Genomic DNA, 20,411 nt, shown 5'->3' on the forward strand with positions numbered 1-20,411 from the left:
CATTTTCCGGGCGCCGGCCGCAACCGCTCCAAATACCCCATGGATTGTCCGGTTCTTGTGGCACACATCTTGTTATCTCTTCGGGTAACTCACCAAAATCACTAAAAATAGGCGCATCCTTGATCAAAGTGCACGTTATTGGTGCCTTAAATGGGGTTTGGCTGAATTCGCATGCACTTTAAATGCGCCTGTAAAATGAGAGAGGAACCAAAATAATGCTTTTTGGCCGGCAGGATCGCAAGAAGATCAAAATTCTTGATAAAAAAGTCCAGGAATGGAAATACACCACCTGTGGCTACTGTTCCACGGGTTGTTCCATCGAGGTGGGGCTGGATGCCACGGGCAAAGCGGTGGCCACCCGGGGCGTTGCCACCGCGGACGTGAACCGGGGCAAGCTCTGTATTAAAGGCATCTTCGAGCACGAGCTGTTTGAAGCCTCCGGCCGGGGCAACACACCGATCATGCGCAATAAACCCTGGGAACCCTGGCAGCCAGCCAGCTGGGACACCGCCCTGGACAAGATGGCCAGTGAGATCCAGCGCATCCAGGGACAATATGGCCGCGACGCCTTTGCCATCATCTCCACCGGCCAGATCATGACCGAGGAATTCTATACCCTGGGTAAACTGGTGCGGGGCTGCATCGGCACCAACAATTACGACGGCAACACCACCCTGTGCATGGCCTCTGCGGTATCGGGTTACAAGCGCTCTTTCGGTTCCGATGGCCCACCGGGATGCTACGACGACTTTGAGCACACCGAGTGCCTGATGGCCTGGGGTTCCAACCTGCCGGAGCAGCACCCCATTATTTACTGGCGTTTGAAAGAGGCGCTGGAAAAGCGCAAGTTCCCCCTCATTGTGGTGGACCCCCGCGTTACCATGTTCGCCCAGTTCGCCGACATCCACCTGCCCATCACCCCCGGTACCGATGTGGTGCTGCAGAACGCCCTGATGCATGTGATTCTGGCAGAAGGTCTGGAGGACCGTGACTACATCAATGCCCACACCAACGGCATTGAAGCACTGGAAGCCTGCGTGAAGGATTACGATCCCACCACCGCCGCCCGCATCTGCGGCATTGATGAAGACACCATCCGCAACGTGGCGCGCCTGTACGCCAAAGCCGGTGCCGCCATGAGCATCTGGACCATGGGCATCAACCAGAGCACCCACGGTTCCGACGGCGTGGTGGGCATCAACAACCTCAACCTGATCACCGGCAACATCGGCAAACCCGGCGGCACCAGTCTGTCCATCACCGGCCAGTGTAATGCCATGGGCACCCGCGAGTGGTCCTCCTGTTCCGGTCTGCCCGGTTATCGCGCGCTGGAGAAAGAGAAAGACCGCAAAGAGATCGCCAAATTCTGGGGCATCGACGAATCCTTCTTCCCTGCCAAACGCGGCATGTGCATGACCGACATCCTGCCCGCCATCGAAACCGGGCAAGTGAAAGGCCTGTGGCTGGTGGCCACCAACCCCATGACCTCCATGCCCAACACCCCGCGGATTCGCAAAACCCTCGAGAAGCTGGAATTCCTGGTGGTGCAGGATGCCTATCAGGACGTGGAAACCAACCAATACTCCCACATGTACCTGCCCGCTGCGGTGTGGGCTGAAAAAACCGGTTGCTTCACCAATACCGAGCGTCGCGTGAACCTGATCCGCCCCGTGGTCGCACCCCACGGCGAATCCAAACCGGATTTCTGGATCTTCACCCAACTGGCCAAGCGGTTTGAAAACGGCCAGAAAATCGCCTTCCCGGATACCCCGGAGGGGGCCTTCAATGAAATGAAGCAGTTGTCGAAAGGGGCGGGCCGCACCCTGGATATCTCTGGCATGAGCCACGACCTGATCGAGCAAAGCCGCGGCATCCAATGGCCCTTCCGTGAGGAGCACCTGGCCAGTCTGCAGCAGGCAGGCGCTGAGGTGGCCAAAGGGGATCAGCGTCTTTATACCGATGGCCATTTTCAGACCGCCGACGGCAAAGCCAACCTGATTGCCCTGCCGTTCATCGATAACAATGAAAAGCCCTGCGAAGACTACCCGTTCTGGCTCAACAGCGGCCGGGTGGTGGAGCACTTCCACACCCGCACCCGTACCGGCAAGCTGGGCAACTGTAACAAGTTCAGCCCCACGCCCTATATGGAAATGAACCCCGATGCCGCGGCGGAACTGGGCATCAAGCATCAAACCTATGTGCGATTGGTGTCGCGCCGGGGCGATGCCGTGGTGATGGTGCAGCTGACCCAGCGGGTGCCCCGCAATATGGTGTTCATCCCGTTCCACTTTCACGACTGCGTGAACCGCTTGTCCCTGGGATTGCTGGACCCCCATTCGCGCCAGCCGGCCTATAAACAGTGCTCCGTTCGCATCGAGCACACGGATCAGAAGCAGGCCGCCAAACTCAACGCCCAGCGCCGGGCGTTTTAATCGCGTACCGCAGTAGAGAGGAGAGACCATGTTAAGTGTATTACGCGCCGTTCGCGATCGCCTGGACCAGATTGGAGCCGAGCCCGACCCGGTGGTGGATAGCCCCAAACCCACCTGGGAGAAGCGCCCGGGTGAACAGAATTATGCCAAGCTGTTTGATCCCACCGTGCAGGAGACCAACCGCTATGGCCGCAAGATCGACCTGCTGGATTTGAGCGGCGGCTGCGCGCCGGAAGGCCGCTCCCTGATGATCAACCAGAACCCGGCAGTGGGGGAGAACCCCAACCGCTACAAGCAGCACGGCTTTCACTTCACCGCCGACAACTGCATCGGTTGCCACGCCTGCGAAGCCGCCTGCAGTGAAAAGAACGGCAACCCGGCTCACATCAGTTTCCGATCCGTGGGCTATGTGGAAGGGGGCACCTATCCGGATTACAAGCGCATGAACATCTCCATGGCCTGTAACCACTGCGACGACCCGGTGTGCCTGAAGGGCTGCCCCACCCGCGCCTATACCAAGCACGCCGAATACGGCGCCGTACTGCAGGACCCGGACACCTGCTTTGGCTGCGGCTATTGCACCTGGGTGTGCCCCTATAACGCCCCCCAGCTGGACCCGATTCAGGGTCAGGTGTCCAAGTGCAACATGTGTGTGGACCGCCTGGAGGAGGGCTTAAAGCCCGCCTGCGTGTCTGCCTGCCTGGGTAACGCGCTGAACTTTGGTGTGATCGAAAACACCCCGGAAAACCGTGAGCAGGTACTGCCGCAGATTCCCGGCTTCCCCGATCCCAACATCACCAACCCCAACATTCGTTTCCAGCAAACCAAATCCATGCCCAACGAAGTCACCCGCACGGACTCCATGCCGGTGAAATACGCCAAGGACGACAACGGCCAGTTCCGTTCCGTGGTGGATGAAAAAGAAGGCAAGGAAACCAACTGGAACCTGGCCCGCCTCAGCTCACGGGAAAACCCCCTGGTGATCTTCACCCTGGCCACCCAGGCCGTGATCGGAGCCTTCATCACCGTGCTGCTGGCCCCCTATATCGGCCTGGACAGCATTGCCGCCATTGAAAACAGCCTGCTGTACATCCCCATGCTGGCCGTGTTCATGGGCCTGCAGGTGTGGGGCCTGGTCCTGTCCACCCTGCACCTGGGCAAACCCATGCGCTTTTATCGTGGCTTTAATAATCTCAAGCACTCACCGGTGTCCCGTGAAGGTCTTGGCGTCACCCTGTTCCTCACCGGGTTGGGTGCCTTTACCTTCCTCAAGCTGGTCAACCTGTGGTTGGAGTGGGGGTTTGTGGACGTGCTGGCCCTGGTGGCCGGTGGCTTTGCTGCTATCTCTGGTCTGGTGGGGCTGTGGTACATGCACAAGAGCTACCGCATCAAGGCCCGCCCGTTCTGGAACCACTGGCAGGTGATCACCTCGTTCTTTGGCACCATGTTCAGCCTGGGCAGCCTGCTGCTGGGGGTATTCCTGGTGCCGCTGGTGCTGCTGAATGACGGCAACCTGAGCGCCCTGGTGACCGTGCTGGGCAGCATGGCCCTGATCGGCTTTGCCGCCGAAAGCCTGGGCCTGATTGCCCACGCCAAATACCTGAACGTGGAATCCGGCGAAGGGGCGGCCTCGCACTATGTGCAGTGCACCACCTTTGGCAAAACCTATGCCCTGCGCAATGGCCTGATGGCCGTGTGCGTGGTGATGGCCCTGGCCATGGCCCTGCTGCCACTGCAAGCCGCCGGCGTAGCCGCCTATGCGGTACTGCTGGTGAGCGGTTTAGGTGCATTGTTGATCGGCCGTGCCCTGTTCTACGTACTGGTGATCCCCACCACCATGCCCGGTGCCTTCTTCTGGAAGAACAAGGGCTTTGAACAGCACGCGAGGGATGTGGGCCTGGCGAATATGCCGCAGGTGGGGGTGGTGCCGGATCTGCATTGATCAACGGTTGAGCTAGCGCCATAAAAAAACCTCCGTTAAGGAGGTTTTTTTATGGGTGTTTGATGCGCAGTAATAGGCTCGAATCAATAAGCGTTTTTGTTGATGAAGCCTTTGAAAATGGTCATGAAGATGATTTTGATATCCAACCAGAGCGACCAGTTTTCGATATAGTGCAGATCATGTTCGATACGTTTGGTGAGGTCCGTATCACCGCGCCAACCGTGAATCTGGGCCCAGCCGGTAATGCCTGCTTTCACCTTATGCTTTTGCATGTAGCCGGGCACTTCGTCTTTGAACTTATCCACAAACACTGGGCGTTCCGGGCGAGGGCCCACAATGGACATATCCCCTTTCAGTACGTTCCAGAATTGAGGGAGTTCATCCAGACTGGTTTTGCGCAGGAAGGCCCCGAAAGGTGTAGCCCGGCTTTCACCGGCTTTGGCCCAGACTGCTCCGGAATTATCCTCGGCATTCACTGGCATTGATCGAAATTTGTACATATAAAAGCTTTTGCCGTACCAAGTGACGCGCTCTTGACGGTAAAAAACAGGCCCAGGTGAAGAGAGTTTGACACCCAGAGCCAGGATGGCAAGAAGGGGCGAGATCGCTAACAGAATTATGGCTGCCAACAGTTTGTCTTCAAAAGCCTTTATGTATCGGTTGGCACCGTCCATGGGGGACAGCGAAAGATTCACAACGGGAAGGCCCGCCACCGTGCTCACGGACTGGTTAATAAGTTGAAAGCCGAAAATATCAGGGACTAGTCGGATGTCTGCGGTGCAATGGCTCAGGCCTTTTAAGATGACCTGAATTTGCTTCACCTTGGAAATTGGCATGGCAATCCAGACCTGATCCACATGATGGCGGGAGATGTAATCAAACGACTCTTTGATCTTGCCTGTCTCCATATGGGGCAGCAGGTTTTTGATTTGAGAAAGGTCCGAGTCGTTGGTGAAAAAAGCGTTTACCCTGAAGCCGGTTTCAACGGAGTCGGATAGGGTATTGGCTACTTGTTGGCCAACATTGCCCGCGCCGAGAATGACAACGTGTCGTTGGTTGTAGCCCAGTGATCTCATTTTGTTAAGAAAGCTGCGCAGTGCCAGACGCCCGCACACCAGACCAGCGGCCCCAAGAGTGCACCATGCAATGGCCCAGGAGCGGGAAACATCGGACTTGGTAACAAACGTCAACAAAGCCAGAAGCAGAAAGACCATGGCCCAGGCGCCTATCATCGTGCCGAGTTCGTGGGTCTTTGCGGAACCTCGCCAATTGCGATACAGATTAAATGAAGGAGTAATGGCGGTGAACAGCGCCAAAGCCAGCACAATGGCAGTAATGTATTGAGGTTTTGGGGGCCAGGTGCCTAAGGTTAAAAAATGAGCTATGAGTGCTGATAAGAGAATGATGATCCAGTCGAAAGCGCGCAGGAGCCAGGAAAATAGCAGAGCATGCTCCCTGAGAAAGCCAATTGATTGCATCCTTACAAGTTCCCCATTTCTAGAATACTTAACTGAATCGCTAACCGGAAGAATTATAGCACTATAATGTAAAAGTTTGAGTGGATTATAGTGGTTGACCAAAAAGGCATTGTAGGTACCGCGGCGCCAATCGAAATGTGCTCAGACCAAATCGGTAAGATCTATAAACTAATTATAGGGTTTCGATAATCTTTACCTGCAGTAGAGATAGCATTACCGATAAGTGTTATGAGAACTCCTTACTACATTCTTCTCTATTCAGCACAGCAATAAAGTTTGGCGTCAGGACTTGAATTGACTTGAAAGCCAAGATGGATTCGCAAAACAGCTTGAAAAGGAAAATTCTATGCAGGCTGCTAATTACGACTCTCTTAAGTCCTTTATGTTGTCGAATTGGGAGCATCTCATTTCCGCAGCGTGCAATACGGAGTCCAGTAAGTTCCGCAATCTGCTTAAGTGAGTTGGGAGTAAGTGCAAGTAGGTGTGTTAAATCGCCAAATTGATAAAACCCACCATAAGGAGAGGCAGCATTAGGTGATTTGACTATAATAATGCCGTCTTCAGTTAGCGCCTCTTTGAGGCTGCGTAATGTTTCTTCGAGTATCCATGGATACAAGTGCTCGGCAACTGCATTAAGTATAAAAACATCCACACTTTTTGCTTTAACAGAACTTATATACTCTCCAATAGATTTTGGGTGAAGGGAAAAGCCAGGCTGATGCGTTTCTAGGCAAAGCGGGTCGATCCCAATTAAATTCATGTAACCGAACTTTTGAAGTGACTTTAGTTTCCCTCCATTTCCACACCCAATGTCACATATGATGCTCTCCTTGCGGACGGTCATTGAATGAAGAATCTCGTAAACAAGCTCGTCGTAGTATTCTTCAGAGGAATTGTATGTGGAGTTAGATTTGAATTGAGAATAATTCGTATAAAGTTTGTTAATGAAGTCTTGTTTCATAACGGTTATATCTTTATTTTCGAAGCCAAAGTAGAGAGGGGAAAAAACCAAAATATAGTTTGACAGCAATAGCGCCTAACATGGATTGCAATGCAATGAATACTAGCTGGGCCCAAGCAGCGCCGTACGCACCATATGATTTAATAAGAGCGGCATTAACAATAATCATTGCAAAAAACGACACAAAAGAGAACGATAAAACCGAGTTTTGATGTTTCGTCATTCCAAGAATACCCCCAGAAGAACCGCTCACCACGTTTATAGTCTGTGCAAAAATAAGAATACATAATGTTGCGTTACTATAAGTGAAATCTTCAGAAAAAAAGCTAAGAATATTCGAGGAATAAACAGCAAGTAATGCTGAAATAGGTAAAGCGAGTGAAAATATAAGCCTATTGGAATGCATGCTTGTAAGTTTTATACCTTGGGTGTCTCCAATCGAAAAAAGCTCAGCATATTTTGGGAACGTATAAGAGTTAAATGCCATTAAAATTAGGGATACTATAGAAGAAATTCTTGTGGCAATCGCATATAGCGCGGCGTCTTCAGTGCTTGACCAAATGCCGAGTAGTATTACCGGAAGCCACGTAGCGGCGATGCTAATCAATGAAGATGCGAACATAGGCGCTGAAATTGAAACTGTTTCCTTGTAAGTCTTATAAAGAACTGACAAGGAAGGGCGCTTGAACTCAACTGGAACGATTATCCAAGAAAAAGTTAGTGATGCCGTCGTCGCGACGAGGAAGAAAATACCTAACTCGTGGTTTGTGACTTTTTGTGAGGGATCTATGGACCATTGAGCTAAAGCTAAGATAATAAATAGTGAGTTTATCGTTAAATTTTGAAAGATATTGAATTTTAGGTTGTGGCCGCTCCCTTGGAACACATATGAAAGATACCACTGCAGAGAGTAAGGGACTATCGCAATCGCGAGAAACACAAACCCATTTTTATCTTCGGTTGAGCAGTCAAATAGCGAGCATATTTCATCAACAAAGTAAATGTATGCTACGGATTGTAATAGCGATGCAAGAAATACGATGGAAAAGCATGTGGAATGCAGCGCTTTCACATCAACACTCTTGAGTGAGTTTCTGGCGAAGCGTAAACCTCTAGAAACGGTTATGTCCAAGCCTAGTTGTGCAACAGCATTGGATATATATAAGTAAGATAAAAACGAAAAGAAAACCCCTGCGTCATTCGCTCCCAGAATACGAACAACGAAATAGTTCAATGCGAATCCTACAGCGGCCGTAGTACACCTTATTAGTAGGGCCGAAACACCACCCTTAAGAACTGAATTGAATGAATGCCTAGTCAAGACGCTTGACCCATAGGGGTGTCACCAGGGTTAAGCTTGCTATGTGATGTTGCGGTAATCGATTGGATGCCTGAGAAAAAATCTTCTGCCGATTTCTTCCAGGTGTTTAGGCCACCTGATCTGTGTCGGCTGTCTAGATCATTTCTATTTGAATTCAAAACTTTTTCTACTGTTTCCACTAGATCTATAAGATTGCTTGGGTCAATCAAAGTTAGTGAGTGTTGGTCTAAAATCTCAGAAGTATATCCGTTTTTTGAAGACACCACGTAGCAGCCATGAATGTACGCCTCCAAATCCACGAGAGAGGAGACTTCGAACCAGCTCGCGGAGAGATGCAGCTTTGCGTCCAAATAAAGTTGACTAATCTCCTGGGGGCTTTTCTTTCCTAAGTAAAAGAGATTTTTGTTAGCGCCAATGATATCTAGGAATTCTTTAGAGTATTGTTTATGGTTTTCGTTTAGAGCACCGACAAAACATACCTTGTAAGGCGACTTCGAAAGTAGTTTGGCGACCTCCAGTTGATTCTTTCGTTTTTCGATTCGCCCACAAACTAAAATGTCAATGTTTCGATCGCCGAAATTGGAGCTGCTGTTGATATCTGCTCCATTCTGACAAATCGAATACTTAATCGGTTTGTCGATTCCAAAATCTGATTTTATCGAGTTTGCTTCTCCTTCTGCTATACATATCCACCCAGCACATTTCACTAATGACTCAGCGATAAGCGACTTGTAATTTGAGAGTAGAAGGCCTAGATAGGGGATTTTTTTGTCTCCGTTTTCACGAATCATATGAATCAAAGATTTTATCTTCTCAATAAAAAGAATGCCGCCAAATAGTTTGATCGGTCTCCAGAGTAAAGGGTGAAACTTCAAGTAATAAGATTCGACGTAGATTTGTGAGTGATGAATTGGTAGTACAACCAACCGGGAGCAATCAACGTTCTTTCTTAGTTCAGTGTAGAACCCTAAATACTCATAGCATCTATCAATATTAGTCAATACAAAGATGTCGTAGCTATTGTGGAAGTGGGCTTTGTGATCTTTGAAATGACTGTAAGTTACAATTTCACATTCGAATCCATCCGGCGAGTTTTCGATATACTTCGAAATTTGCAGGGTATCACCGCCAAATTTATGGTGAAAATCATTTCTGACACAGAAACACACCTTTGTCATTTGCTTTCCTTTCGAACGCCGACCTGTTTTGAGTGAAAAGTATACCTTGTACAAACCAAAATACTGTCATTACTTTGTCTGCGACAAAAATATCGATGAAAACTGCTGTAATACACAGTACTACCAAGAAGCTTCGGATTAGGCTTTGTTTGTAATCGGAAAGCAGTGTGTTAAGAAAGAATAGGAATGTGAATGCGCCAATTATTCCTTGCTCGCCTATTATTCGAATGTAGTTTCCATCTAGAGCAACTCCCCAGAAGCTCGGCCCCATCCCTACAGCAAGGCTAATGTAGTCCGCAGAAACGGTTGATAGTACGATTGACCAACGGAGCAGCCTCATCTCAAGGCTGACATCGTTTATAAGTCCAAACGTAACGCCTGAACCAACATGGGAAATTTCAAAATATTCATGTGGGGTGTGTACTACCGGGGCAGTTGATATAAAAGCTAGAGCTAGATCGAGAGTGCTACTATCGCTGATCAGCAACGCAAAGCGCGATTCTGAAAAAACATCGAGTACCTCAAGGTTCATGTTTACTGCTAATAATGTTGTCATTAGTAGAACGATAAACAATGAAAGAAGTAGACCAGAGTTCTTTCTATATCCCCAAAGCAAACTCACAAAATATGCAGTAATAGTTATCCTGCTTTGCGTCAAGAATAAGGATAATACGCCAATATACTTTTGTGGTGTTTTAGAAAGATATACTAGCATTGCAATTAAAGCCGCGAACTCGTAGGGGCCAGATGTGTTTACGCTGACACGGTCTGTAACGTTGACAAATTTCCCTGACTTCGGTACGACTTGAAACCATTCCAAAATCGCCCAGACCGAAAGTATGATAACCAGTATACTGCAGACCTTAGAGAAATTGATATTGAGCCTGGTCATTGACAAAGATTGCGCTACGTAAAACCATATCGTGTACTCGAAGAGCCTCGCTATAAATAGAATTCCGCTGAACTCGAGAACGTCTAGGTTCAAGATGAAGGATAGGAGTTGAGATAATAAGAAGACGTAGTATGCCGCTAAACTTTTGCTTATCTGAAATTTGAAGTTTCGTGAAAAAAGCGAAAGAGCAGCACATAGCACTATCAAGATGTCATTAACGCGGATCGCGCCTCCACCGATGCTCGCAATATCGATTTTTGGTATTAGAATATATACAACGAACAGTGCAAATAGAATGAAGCTGCTGTTCATAGTTGCTTTATTACTTTGGCAGGAACACCAGCGGCTATAGATCTAGGTGGAATGTTCTTTGTCACCACTGAGCCCGCGCCTATGACGCTGTTTTCTCCAACATGAATACCGTCCAGTACGGTGACATTGTTTCCAATCCAAACATTCTTCTCAATGACTACACCTCTTCGATGAGTTCCTCCCTCAACGTAAGACGAGTCGCCCAATTCATGACTCTCTGCTGAAATAGTAAGCGCTGCCCCTGCTTGCACGTTGGAATGTATAATCACTTTCCCACCAACGCCAATTACCGCATTCGGGCCAATATAGGTATTGTTGTGGATTTCTAGGCCTTGGCCTTTGCTATTAAGTCCACTCCTGCACTGTATCCAGGCTCCTTCTCTAATTGTCACTCCATTTTTTAAAACTATGCCTTCGTGTGAATAGCAATCGATGTACGAGTTTGACCCGATTGATATACCTTTGCCTAATGCAAGGAATCTCGCCCCAAGTATTCTTACGTTTTTTCCTAGCATGAAACCGTTAGGCTTTTGAAATTTTAAGCATTGCCAAATAAACCCCCTGATTAATGGTGTGAGACCTTTCTCAATGATATATATTAGGTCCGTTGTCTCAATGCTGTATTCCCTACCTGTTATGCGCCGTAATATTCTATTCACCAGCGTGTTCATACCTTGAGAGTCCGCCTTAGAAACAAATCCAGTTTGATAATAGGATGTCTGTAGATAGAGTGAAGTGCTATTTTTTTTGTTTGGTCGCAGAGGTTCTTCTTCGTAGGAACGCGTGAAGATTCTTCAATGAGATGAGGATAACCAAATGCAGTGAAATCATCTCTATATATGTACAATACCTTGTCTATGGTCGTCTGTGATTTATAGTATTTCTCAAGTGTGGCTATCTCTGACGAGCCAGTTACGTGTGGGCTTCTCTTCTCAACTATAGCGTTTCTCTCTTGGCCAAATATGGATTTAATAAAATGTTCTAAGTAGAGCTCTAAGTCCTCCATGTATCCAATTTTTATGGTGTTCATGAGCTGTTGAGAAATAATTACAGTTTGGCTTTGAAAGTGTGAGTCCAGTGAAATTTGTGGTCTATCAATCAGAGAGTCAAGAAATTGGTCGAATGATATTTTAGATCTTAAATCTAGCCCTAAATCTAATATGTATTTGTCGGAATCTTTTCTTAGCTCAATCTTCTCTCGATAACCAGAAAGGACTCTGGTAAAAGGATTTCTGACTACGGTGTATATTGGTATTAGCGCGTCTTTTTTCCTTTCAAGGGTTTGGTGAAGTTCACTTGAGCCGTAAGTGATCCAATGTTTTTGGTCGTCATGTAAGCTTTTCTGTGAAAGGGAATCATTGAACTCCGGGATAGAATTCTTCAGAAAACTTAGTTTTATGGTGCTGCACGCGGACTTTGGTATTTGAAGATAGCCATAGCGCAATTGACTATCCAGCAAGAGATTCTTTGCGAACGGCATGCAGGTAGGAGCTAACTTGGCGTATAGATATTTATATGGTCTTCTGGCGAGCATCTTAATTGTCGATTAAAGCTTGGTATATATTGTACACGTTCTGCGCTATTTCGGGCCAAGAATACTTAGGGAGATTCGCTTGAGCTTTTTCAATCGTTTGTGCTTTCAAAGCAGCATCGTGCGTGAAGCGATCTATTGTTTGGGCGATATCTATAGGCGATCTTGGGTCAAATAGTTGCCGTTCATCGACTGCAAGTTCAGTAAGTGATGAACAGTTCGAAAAAATTGGAGCACATTTTGCTCTGTATGATTCTATCACCGGTATCCCAAACCCCTCATATAGTGATGGGAAAACGAACAGATCGACATTTCGTAGTAATCGCCATTTTTCTGTGTCTGAAATAGGTCCCAAGTAGTTTAGATTGTCGCCGAGTATTTCTCTGGACTCGCTAATTATTTCTGCTGCTCGGTAATTACCATAGCCTGCAACTATAAGCCGAAAGTCGGGGCTTTTTTTATTCAATATCGCCACAGCGGAAGCGAGGGCAACAATGTTTTTTCTAGGTTCGATGTTGCCTAAACAAAGTATGTCAATCGTCCTCTTCTCATCTTTTGTTTTTGCTTGGCTCTCTGATGTTGGAGCGGTGGGGGATTCAACACCACAAGGTATTACCGATATAGGGCCCTGATAGTCGGAGTACTCAATGACCTTGAGTTTGGTGTATTCTGAGACGCATATGATGTGATCGGCCTCTTTTACTTGGCGATAGAAGTTGCGCTTCGAAAAGAAGGAGTTTTTTTGGTTGAAATACTCTGGGCAGTCGAGAGGGATAACGTCATGGATCGTTACAACTTTCTTCTCTTTGGTTTTCTTGCCTAAGTTTGCGAAATAAGTTTCGTGTATTATGTCAAATTTCTTGTTGTGAAAATGTTTGGCGTACGAAGGGAAAAACTCGAAGAGTATATTTGCCAGCTTTGGGTTGATTTGATCCTGACAGCGAAACGATGCGTCGTTGTTAGCAATTATTGTTTGTAACTCAGTGTTTCTTGATTTCCAATCTTGGCAAAAGACTTCGATTTGTGCGCGATTTTCTTGTCTCGCGATAAGAGATAGATGATGTGATAAATTTGCGCAATACCTTGCTACCCCTGACAATGGGGTGCGGATTGGTCTGCCGTCAAAGAGTATCTTCATGCTTTCTCCAGGTGTTGAAAAATATATATCCAGAAGACATAAGTATCCCGAAGAGTATGGATGCTGAAAGAAGCCTCTTTATGTTTGGAGATACTGGTTTTATGGGTTTCATTGCAGGATCAACCACGTTAAAAATGAAATAGTCCCGTGTGTCAGCGAGCATTACTATTTTTTGTTGCTCTTCGATTAATTTGTAAAATACGTTCCTATGGCTTAGTTGTGGTGTTCGATCCGCCTTCTCTTTTAAATAGTCGATTGTTTTTCTTGCTTGTGTGAGAGCGTTGTTCTTGGCTTGCGTATCTGCTTCCATCATGAAAAGGTTCGCCCACGATAGCGCTTGATCAGATGAAATCCAGCGTAGAGTTAGTTTGAAAAGTCCAGTGGATTTGTCTTCATCAATTTTGATGATGCTGCTAAACGCCTCATACAGTTCCCATTCTGTTGGTTCAGCGGTTGGTCCAGGATGGTTTGATCTAACCCACGTCTGGTTTTTTTCATCAAAAATGTCCGGATCAATTTCTACTTTTTCAGTTTTCGAGTTCCATTTTCCAGCAACTAGGAATTTTGCCAAGTCGTGTTTTGAGACAAAATTTGATATGAATTTTTTCGATTTCATTTGGGCGAGTGCCGCAGTGGCTTGCTCTGATTTTTTCAAATTCACTCCAGCTAATGATGCAATTCCACTAAATCCGGTATCCAGATTGCTGAGATTTGAAGTGGAGGAATCGTTCACTATCAGGAAGCTCGTTTCAACTTCGTACAGATCATCAGAGAAAGCGAAAATCAATAAAGCTAATGACACTGAGAAGATCGTTATCAAGCATACGCTGGCTTTCGAAGCTTTTAGCTCTTTCCACAGTGATTTTAAGTCTACTTCTATTGACTCGGTTTGTTTCGGGGCGGTGGTGTTATTCACCAGGGTTCTCCCGTGTTAGTTCGGAGTGAACATGATGGTCTGACCAAAATTCGCTGTGCATACTTAAGATTCTTTTGATTGATGTCGGTAGCGCATTTTCATTGAGGCCTAACTTGAATGCTAAGTACTTTGAAAGGCTGGAAACAGCAGAGAGAAGGATGAAGCTCTTTTCTTTTTTCCATGCGTACTGTAGTTCCGATACTGCGTATCTAATACCAGCTTTGCTTTCGTTGCTAAAGCTTTCTCTTATCCACGATTCTCTAGCGTGGAATACTCCGATGTCGAAGTACCTTTTGAACTCATCTGCAATTGTGTAATTGTGGGAGTGGTAGGTTGTTGCAGAAGACGAGTAGCTAACTTTGAAGTTTGCCATCAAGATCTTAGCCGCGACGTACATGTCTTCACATACAATGGTGTTGCTAGGAAATCCACCGATCTTCTTTAGAATGTCCTTGCTATATGCCGCGAACGAATTTGACATGAATACGGTTTTGATACTCAAATGTTCGCTTTGTAGGCTGTTTGTTTTTGGTGTGGGGCCATAATTGTAGAGTCTGGAGTGCTTCGCTAAGATATTCGCGTTCGCGTGTGGTAGCTGTCTACCACAAACTGCACCAACAAGTTTGTCTTCAAATGGCTTGATTATTTCCGAAATTGAGTCCGGGGAGGCAAGTATAGAGTCTTGCGTGAGGTAGACAAGGATATCTGAATCTTGGCACAGCTCAGCTCCTAGTTGTCGTGTTTTTCCGTGGTTGAACTCCTGGCGTTTGATTGTATGGGTGTCGAGTCCAAACTCTTTAGAAATTGACACAGTGTCATCATCTGATGATGAGTCGATAACCAGCACTCTATGTATTTCGGCGGTTTGACAATTGATGGCGTCAATCCATCGTATCCAGTTTTCTTTCCCTGGATTCAGAGTGGGCACAATGATTGAGATTTTTCTAGTCGTCAAATTCATTTTTGTGATGCTGATGTCGCTTTGTGGTAAGTTTAAAAACTAGCAACCGCTGCAGCACCTAATGCTATCTGATAGAACACCTGAGACACACTAGTCCACAGTGTCAGCGGTTTAATCCTATCTGCATCTAAGGGCACAACCACGGTGTCGCCAGCTTCAATGCTGTATTTGCCCGTTCTAAACCAGCCCGATGATTCCGGCAAAAATACCCGCCCGTTAGCTTTCACAACATAAATTCTATTGTCATCTGCCTTTTGGGTGGTACCACCGCTCCGCTCGATGTACTGTTTGGCATCCAGGTTAGGCTCAAATATGTGTGAGGTGGGGAACTGTACTTCACCGACTACGGTTACTGCTTGCTTTTTCCTCGGTATGACGAGTTTGTCACCGTCTTTAAGTTGAATGGCCGTGCCTTGTCGCGCGATTACAGAATTTAGATCTATAACCATTCGGCCCAGTGGTCGTACGGCGTTTAGGCTTTCCAGCAGTTCCTCTGCGTCTTCAACGGCAACTTTCTGTTCTGCGGTTTGCAGTTCCACGTTGGCGGCAGCAATATCCGATTCCAACTTGCTACGCAGCTCTTTAAGTCGTTCTGCCTCCAGTACTCTCAGATCTTCTCGTGAAAAGATCGCACCTTCCGGATAGGCCCACTCGTTAAGGCCGCCGGCTCGCTCAATCACTTCCGCCAGGGTCTCGCCCCGTTTGATCTTGAACTTGCCGGGGAATTTGACCTCACCTTCAATGGTGATGGTTTCCTGATCCAGCCAGTTAGGTAAGCGTTTAATATGCAGCTCGTCCTCTTCCTTGATGTTTTGTAACGAGCTGTTGGCCAGGTCAACGCTGATGTGGTCGATGCGCTGCTCTTCGCTTTCGCTGTAGGTGATGCGGGTGATCTCGCCTCTCAGCCCGTAGGCATTTTCCGTAAGGCCGCCGGCCAGGGTCATGGCGTCTTGCGCGCTCATATTGGAACCAAGAGGATATTCACCGGGAAAGCGCACGTGCCCGGATATCACAATGGTCTGCTTTCTAAGATTCTTGCTGGCTTGCAGTTTCAGGCGTTCTACCAGCGTTGCAAGTTGCTCAGTTCGTGGTTGCTCAAAATTGAATACGTAAAGGGTGTCGCGGGTCTTGAGCTCAACATCCTCGGGGCCTTTTGGTTTTTTCAATGCCTCACCCAGGTTAAAGGTGACCACGGTTTTCTCGCGGGTGGGTTGTATCTCCCGCTCGATCAGGGCGATGTTCAAGTCGGGAAAGGGCAGCAGCTCTTCGGCACTGCGAATGACATCGGTTACGCGCATACCCGGGCGCCAGGCAAACCCACCCGGGCGCTCTACGTGGCCTTTCAATGTGACCACATCTTCCATGGTTTCCAGCACAGAAAAGACCCGTATCATGTCAGCATCTTTCACCGCCAGGTTTTTGCCCTGGGGTTGGGTCAGGTTGGCGTCCACCAGGGTGCGTTCCCCTTTGCTGTCGATGCGTTCAATGCGCGAGGCGGCAGGGAACGCGGTTGGCGTAAAGCCTCCCGCCAGTTTGATGGCATCGATCGCTTTGCTTTCGCGTTTCAGTTCATAGATGGCGGGGCGTTTCACTTCGCCGCTTACGCCTACGGTGGCACCGATGGGTGGAATGAATATGACGTCACCGGGTAGCAGGCGGGCGTCGTTGCTGGTGTCGCCCTGTAGCAACAGGTCATACAGGTCCAGCGAGGTGATCAGCTTGCCCTGCCGTTTCAGTTGTATGTTGCGCAGTGAGCCTATTTTGCTGATGCCGCCGGAAGCAAACAGCGCGTTGGTCATGGTGGAGAGTGAACTCACGGTATAGGAGCCGGGCTGCAGTGCCTCCCCCAACACAAAAATGCGGATGGAGCGCAGTGAGCCCATGGTGACGCTGGCTTTCACCCCGATCATTTGCTGGCCGACGGTGTCCATCAGCAGTTGCCGGGCGTCGCTGAAGGTGAGTCCGGCCAGGGTAATGGGGCCGATTTCGGGCAATTGAATCTGGCCGTCGCGATTGACCACCAGGTTATAGCTGTTGTTCTCTTTGCCGTACAGTTGAATCACCAGGTTGTCCCCGGGGCCCAGTACATAGCTGTCGGGAGGGGGCACATCGCTCACCGGGGTAAAGGCATCCGGTGTGCCGCTGAAAAGATCGTATCCGAATTGGCTGAGTGAGACTTTTTTGTCGCTGCTTTGGCTTGCCTTGTCTTCGTTGCCCGGGGTAGTCGCGTTATCGTTGCGGTTGAACATCGATACATCTTGCAGGGTGGGGCGGGCGTTCTGCTGGTTGGTTCCCTGCCCCAGATCGGGCTGTGCGGTGGTGTTCCCCAGCCCCAAATCGTTCAGGTTGACGCCGTATTGGCTGGCTAATGCCCGTTGTTGTTCCGGTGACAGGCTCTTGAACATTTCGATTTGCTGGGCGGTGGGGGTGAAGCCCAGGGCGAAGCTGGATAGCATCAGCAGTATCAAAAGGCTAAGGGCGTATCGAATTTGGGTTGTGATTGGTTTCATGTTGTTCCGATTACCATCTGGCTTCCCACGCAAAGTAGGCGCTTGTTCCATCCAGGGTGTCGCCCGCGTAGGTCAGTTCTTCGCTTTGATAATTCAAGCCCACTGTCAGCTGCCAAGGGTTAAGCAGAAGGCGGTAGTGAGCGCCTATATCCCAAAGTTTCGTAGTGTTGTCTCTGCTAAGGGTGTGCCCCCCGGGAGGGGAAGCATCCGAGCCGTCCATGTTCAGTTTGATGTAAGAGGCCGACCACCCGAATTGCATATCATCGAGTATGAACATGTCATGTGCGAGGGTTAGTATACGGCTGTCGTTGTCCACAGAGCTACCTATGGTTCGGTTTCGGTAACGATAGCCGTTCCGATAGATGCCGTGCTCATAGGCGTAGTTCTTTTTGCCGGGGTGATCCGGTTTGAAGCCTTCGGCCAGGGTGTCGCTGTACTCCAGGTAGGCTCGGTGTTGGGTTTGATTCACCAGCACGCTTACATCCAGGCCCATCAGCATCACGAAGGCGGTTGGTTGGGAGTTGGTTTCATCATCCCCAATCCACTGCCCATAAAACCCCACTCCCACATCATCAAGCACGGTGCCGCTCAGGCGCCAATCAATACCGCCCAGTTGGTTGCCGGGCTCGTTGCTCTCGTCGATATCGTCGTCGCCCCGGTTATCTCTGCCCAATAGCAGATCCGTAAACGTGCCCCAATCCTGCGGTCTGCCCTCGCCACCCCATTGGGCGGTCCGGGTCAGCCCCACTTCAAGGGCGTCAAACGGGCGAAAGGTGATGCGCAGCCCCCACAGCAGGGCGTCACTCACATAGCGGTCATTTTCCAGCTGTGCCATAAAAGTTTCAAGATGCCAGGGGCCGATCCAGCTGAGCCAGGGGGAGTCAAAGGCGTAGGAATGGTTGCGCTGGATGCCGATGCTGGGGGCGGGGCGGGCGTTGGTGCCCAGAATCAGGCTGTTTTGCCAGCCCGGGCCCCACCAGCGTTCCTGGGCGCCGGCGGTGAAGGCCCAGTTGCCGAGGATGGCGCTCAAATAGCTGCCGTCCAGTTTGGCATCGGGGTCTCCGTTTACATCATCGGTATAGGAGACGCTGAGCTGGCCGGCCAGGTGCTTGCCCATCCAGTCGGCAGATAAGGTGGTTTCCAGTGGATCACGTTGGCTGTCGGCAAAGTTGGTGAACAGGTTTGGGTCTTGCCGCAGGCCGCCGGTAAAGGTCAGTCGCACATCGTCGCTGGTATCCCGTCGCAGGGCAAAACGCACATAACTGAGAGACATCAGTTGCCCGTTGCTGAGCTGGTGGGTGTCGGCGGATTCCAGGTCGCTTTTGATGCCGCTCCACATTAATGGCCAGGTGGTGACGGGAACGCGGATTACGCGGGCATCCGACAGCACTTGAATATGGTGGCGCAGGGTTTCATCACCGGGGGTGATCCAGGGCCCCGCCTGGCACAGGTTGCTGCCCGTCATGGCGAGCAGGGCGCAGCTGACCGTCGCCCCCAAGCGTCGGATGTTGATGTGCGGGTGTCCTGGCACGTGAAAGATGGTCCCTGTCTCCGTTTGGTCAGGGGCTATTTTGCAATCCACTATGGGGGGATGCAAGGTGTAAGTGGGTGATTTTTAACAAGTCCATCAGCAAGTTGACCGCTTTGCGGGGTTGGTCGCACGGCGACTTTGCAGTAGTGTTTCTTTTTATCCCCCAAAAAGGAGTTTGAAGATGGAATTGCCCCTGTATCAGGTGGATGCATTTGCCTCCCGCGTGTTCGAAGGCAACCCCGCTGCCGTGGTACCACTGTCGTCCTGGCTGCCGGATGTCACCCTGCAGGCCATCGCTGCGGAGAACAATCTGGCGGAAACGGCGTTCTTCGTAAAAGAGGAGGCGGGTTATCGCATCCGCTGGTTCACGCCCACGGTGGAGGTCAGGCTCTGTGGTCATGCCACCCTGGCGGCGGCCTTCATCCTGTATGAACGCATGGGGGAATCCGCACCGGCCATCGCCTTTCAGTGCTTGTCCGGCCCGTTGAGTGTGTCGCGACAGGGCGCGCGCCTGACCCTGGATTTTCCGGCGCAGCCCGGTACGCCCTGTGATCCCCCTGCCGCGTTATTAAAAGGTTTGGGTGTTGCGCCGCTGGAGTGCCTGGCCTCTGAGGATTATCTGGTGGTGCTGGAATCCGAGGCTCAGGTACTGGCGCTGCAGCCAGACATGGAAGCCCTCAAGGCGTTGGATCTGCGCGGTGTGGCGGTGACGGCACCGGGCACCGAGCAGGATTTTGTGGTGCGGTTTTTTGCGCCTCGCTGCGGCATTCCGGAAGATCCAGTAACCGGTTCCGCCTACACGGAGCTGGCCCCTTATTGGTCCCGGCGCCTGGATAAGACGGAGCTGACGGCGCGCCAGGTCTCCCCTCGGGGCGGGGATGTAGGCTGCTTGATGGAGGGCGATCGGGTGAAGATTTCCGGTTCGGCCTGCCTGTATTTGGAGGGCACGATTCGGGTGTAAGTCGTGACTTTGTGGTCACGGCGGGTGTCGCTCTGCACTGGAGCCCGCGTACGGCGAGGGCTCCAGCCTTTATTCAGCCAAAAAATACCGGCTATACGATCTATTGATTTTATTTATGCCGACCGCCTTCGTAGAATGCCTCCATCTGCAGTGCGGTCCTTGTCCGACACTTGTCTATAGTTAAGCGTTGATGTAACCGACTGCGATAAACCCATTCCAAACGGAAATTCCCAAACGTAGAGGATCGACCATGTCTAACTACAACACTTTTACTGACGAAGCAGCGTCTGTAATCAGTGCAAATGGCCCCACCTGGAGCGCGATCAATCCTGAATCCGTTGCTCGTA

The 20,411-nt window shown here is 49.6% G+C and carries 15 protein-coding genes; 3 read left to right on the forward strand and 12 right to left on the reverse strand.

What is annotated here, in order from left to right; genetic code table 11:
* Positions 1-215: 215 nt before the first annotated feature.
* Both D9N14_RS22595 and D9N14_RS22600 read left to right on the forward strand, forming a co-directional pair.
* Positions 216-2,432, forward strand: coding sequence for a molybdopterin oxidoreductase family protein (locus D9N14_RS22595; RefSeq protein ID WP_290584134.1), 2,217 nt, complete (start codon positions 216-218; stop codon positions 2,430-2,432).
* Positions 2,433-2,460: 28 nt separating this feature from the next.
* The gene (locus D9N14_RS22600; RefSeq protein ID WP_290584136.1) at positions 2,461-4,374 is read left to right on the forward strand and encodes a DmsC/YnfH family molybdoenzyme membrane anchor subunit; all 1,914 of its coding nucleotides are present in this window, start codon (positions 2,461-2,463) and stop codon (positions 4,372-4,374) included.
* A gap of 83 nt (positions 4,375-4,457) precedes the next feature.
* On the opposite strand, the gene D9N14_RS22605 is transcribed toward D9N14_RS22600, so the two are convergent.
* From D9N14_RS22605 to D9N14_RS22660, 12 genes are all read right to left on the reverse strand, one after another.
* The gene (locus tag D9N14_RS22605; protein ID WP_290584138.1) at positions 4,458-5,852 is read right to left on the reverse strand and encodes an undecaprenyl-phosphate glucose phosphotransferase; all 1,395 of its coding nucleotides are present in this window, start codon (positions 5,850-5,852) and stop codon (positions 4,458-4,460) included.
* Between the two features lie 226 nt (positions 5,853-6,078).
* Positions 6,079-6,813, reverse strand: coding sequence for a class I SAM-dependent methyltransferase (locus tag D9N14_RS22610; RefSeq protein WP_290584140.1), 735 nt, complete (start codon positions 6,811-6,813; stop codon positions 6,079-6,081).
* Between the two features lie 13 nt (positions 6,814-6,826).
* Positions 6,827-8,134: a lipopolysaccharide biosynthesis protein gene (locus D9N14_RS22615; RefSeq protein WP_290584142.1), complete on the reverse strand. Its 1,308-nt coding sequence runs from the start codon at positions 8,132-8,134 to the stop codon at positions 6,827-6,829.
* The gene (locus D9N14_RS22620; RefSeq protein ID WP_290584144.1) at positions 8,131-9,312 is read right to left on the reverse strand and encodes a glycosyltransferase; all 1,182 of its coding nucleotides are present in this window, start codon (positions 9,310-9,312) and stop codon (positions 8,131-8,133) included. Before D9N14_RS22620 ends, D9N14_RS22615 begins: the two co-directional genes overlap by 4 nt.
* On the reverse strand, positions 9,281-10,516 hold the full coding sequence (locus tag D9N14_RS22625) for a hypothetical protein (protein ID WP_290584146.1): 1,236 nt from the start codon (positions 10,514-10,516) through the stop codon (positions 9,281-9,283). Before D9N14_RS22625 ends, D9N14_RS22620 begins: the two co-directional genes overlap by 32 nt.
* A complete protein-coding gene (locus D9N14_RS22630) occupies positions 10,513-11,187 on the reverse strand; it encodes an acyltransferase (protein WP_290584148.1) in 675 nt (224 codons plus the stop codon). Before D9N14_RS22630 ends, D9N14_RS22625 begins: the two co-directional genes overlap by 4 nt.
* Complete coding sequence (locus tag D9N14_RS22635) at positions 11,184-11,975, reverse strand: sulfotransferase family 2 domain-containing protein (RefSeq protein ID WP_290584151.1); 792 nt, start codon at positions 11,973-11,975, stop codon at positions 11,184-11,186. Before D9N14_RS22635 ends, D9N14_RS22630 begins: the two co-directional genes overlap by 4 nt.
* Positions 11,976-12,051: 76 nt before the next feature.
* Positions 12,052-13,185, reverse strand: coding sequence for a glycosyltransferase family 4 protein (locus D9N14_RS22640; protein WP_290584153.1), 1,134 nt, complete (start codon positions 13,183-13,185; stop codon positions 12,052-12,054).
* Positions 13,169-14,101, reverse strand: a complete 933-nt coding sequence (locus D9N14_RS22645) for a hypothetical protein (protein ID WP_290584155.1) — start codon at positions 14,099-14,101, stop codon at positions 13,169-13,171. Before D9N14_RS22645 ends, D9N14_RS22640 begins: the two co-directional genes overlap by 17 nt.
* The gene (locus D9N14_RS22650) at positions 14,094-15,062 is read right to left on the reverse strand and encodes a glycosyltransferase family 2 protein (RefSeq protein WP_290584157.1); all 969 of its coding nucleotides are present in this window, start codon (positions 15,060-15,062) and stop codon (positions 14,094-14,096) included. Before D9N14_RS22650 ends, D9N14_RS22645 begins: the two co-directional genes overlap by 8 nt.
* Positions 15,063-15,094: 32 nt before the next feature.
* A complete protein-coding gene (locus D9N14_RS22655; protein WP_290584159.1) occupies positions 15,095-17,572 on the reverse strand; it encodes an SLBB domain-containing protein in 2,478 nt (825 codons plus the stop codon).
* 10 nt (positions 17,573-17,582) lie between these two features.
* On the reverse strand, positions 17,583-19,103 hold the full coding sequence (locus D9N14_RS22660) for a capsule assembly Wzi family protein (protein WP_290584161.1): 1,521 nt from the start codon (positions 19,101-19,103) through the stop codon (positions 17,583-17,585).
* A gap of 181 nt (positions 19,104-19,284) precedes the next feature.
* On the opposite strand from D9N14_RS22660, the gene D9N14_RS22665 reads away from it, so the two are divergent.
* Positions 19,285-20,064 carry a PhzF family phenazine biosynthesis protein gene (locus D9N14_RS22665; protein ID WP_290584163.1) on the forward strand — a complete coding sequence of 260 codons (780 nt, stop codon included), beginning with the start codon at positions 19,285-19,287 and terminating at the stop codon, positions 20,062-20,064.
* The last annotated feature ends 347 nt before the right edge of the window (positions 20,065-20,411 follow it).

It is taken from the genome of Ketobacter sp. (genome assembly GCF_003671495.1).
Taxonomy (GTDB): Bacteria; Pseudomonadota; Gammaproteobacteria; order Pseudomonadales; family Ketobacteraceae; genus Ketobacter.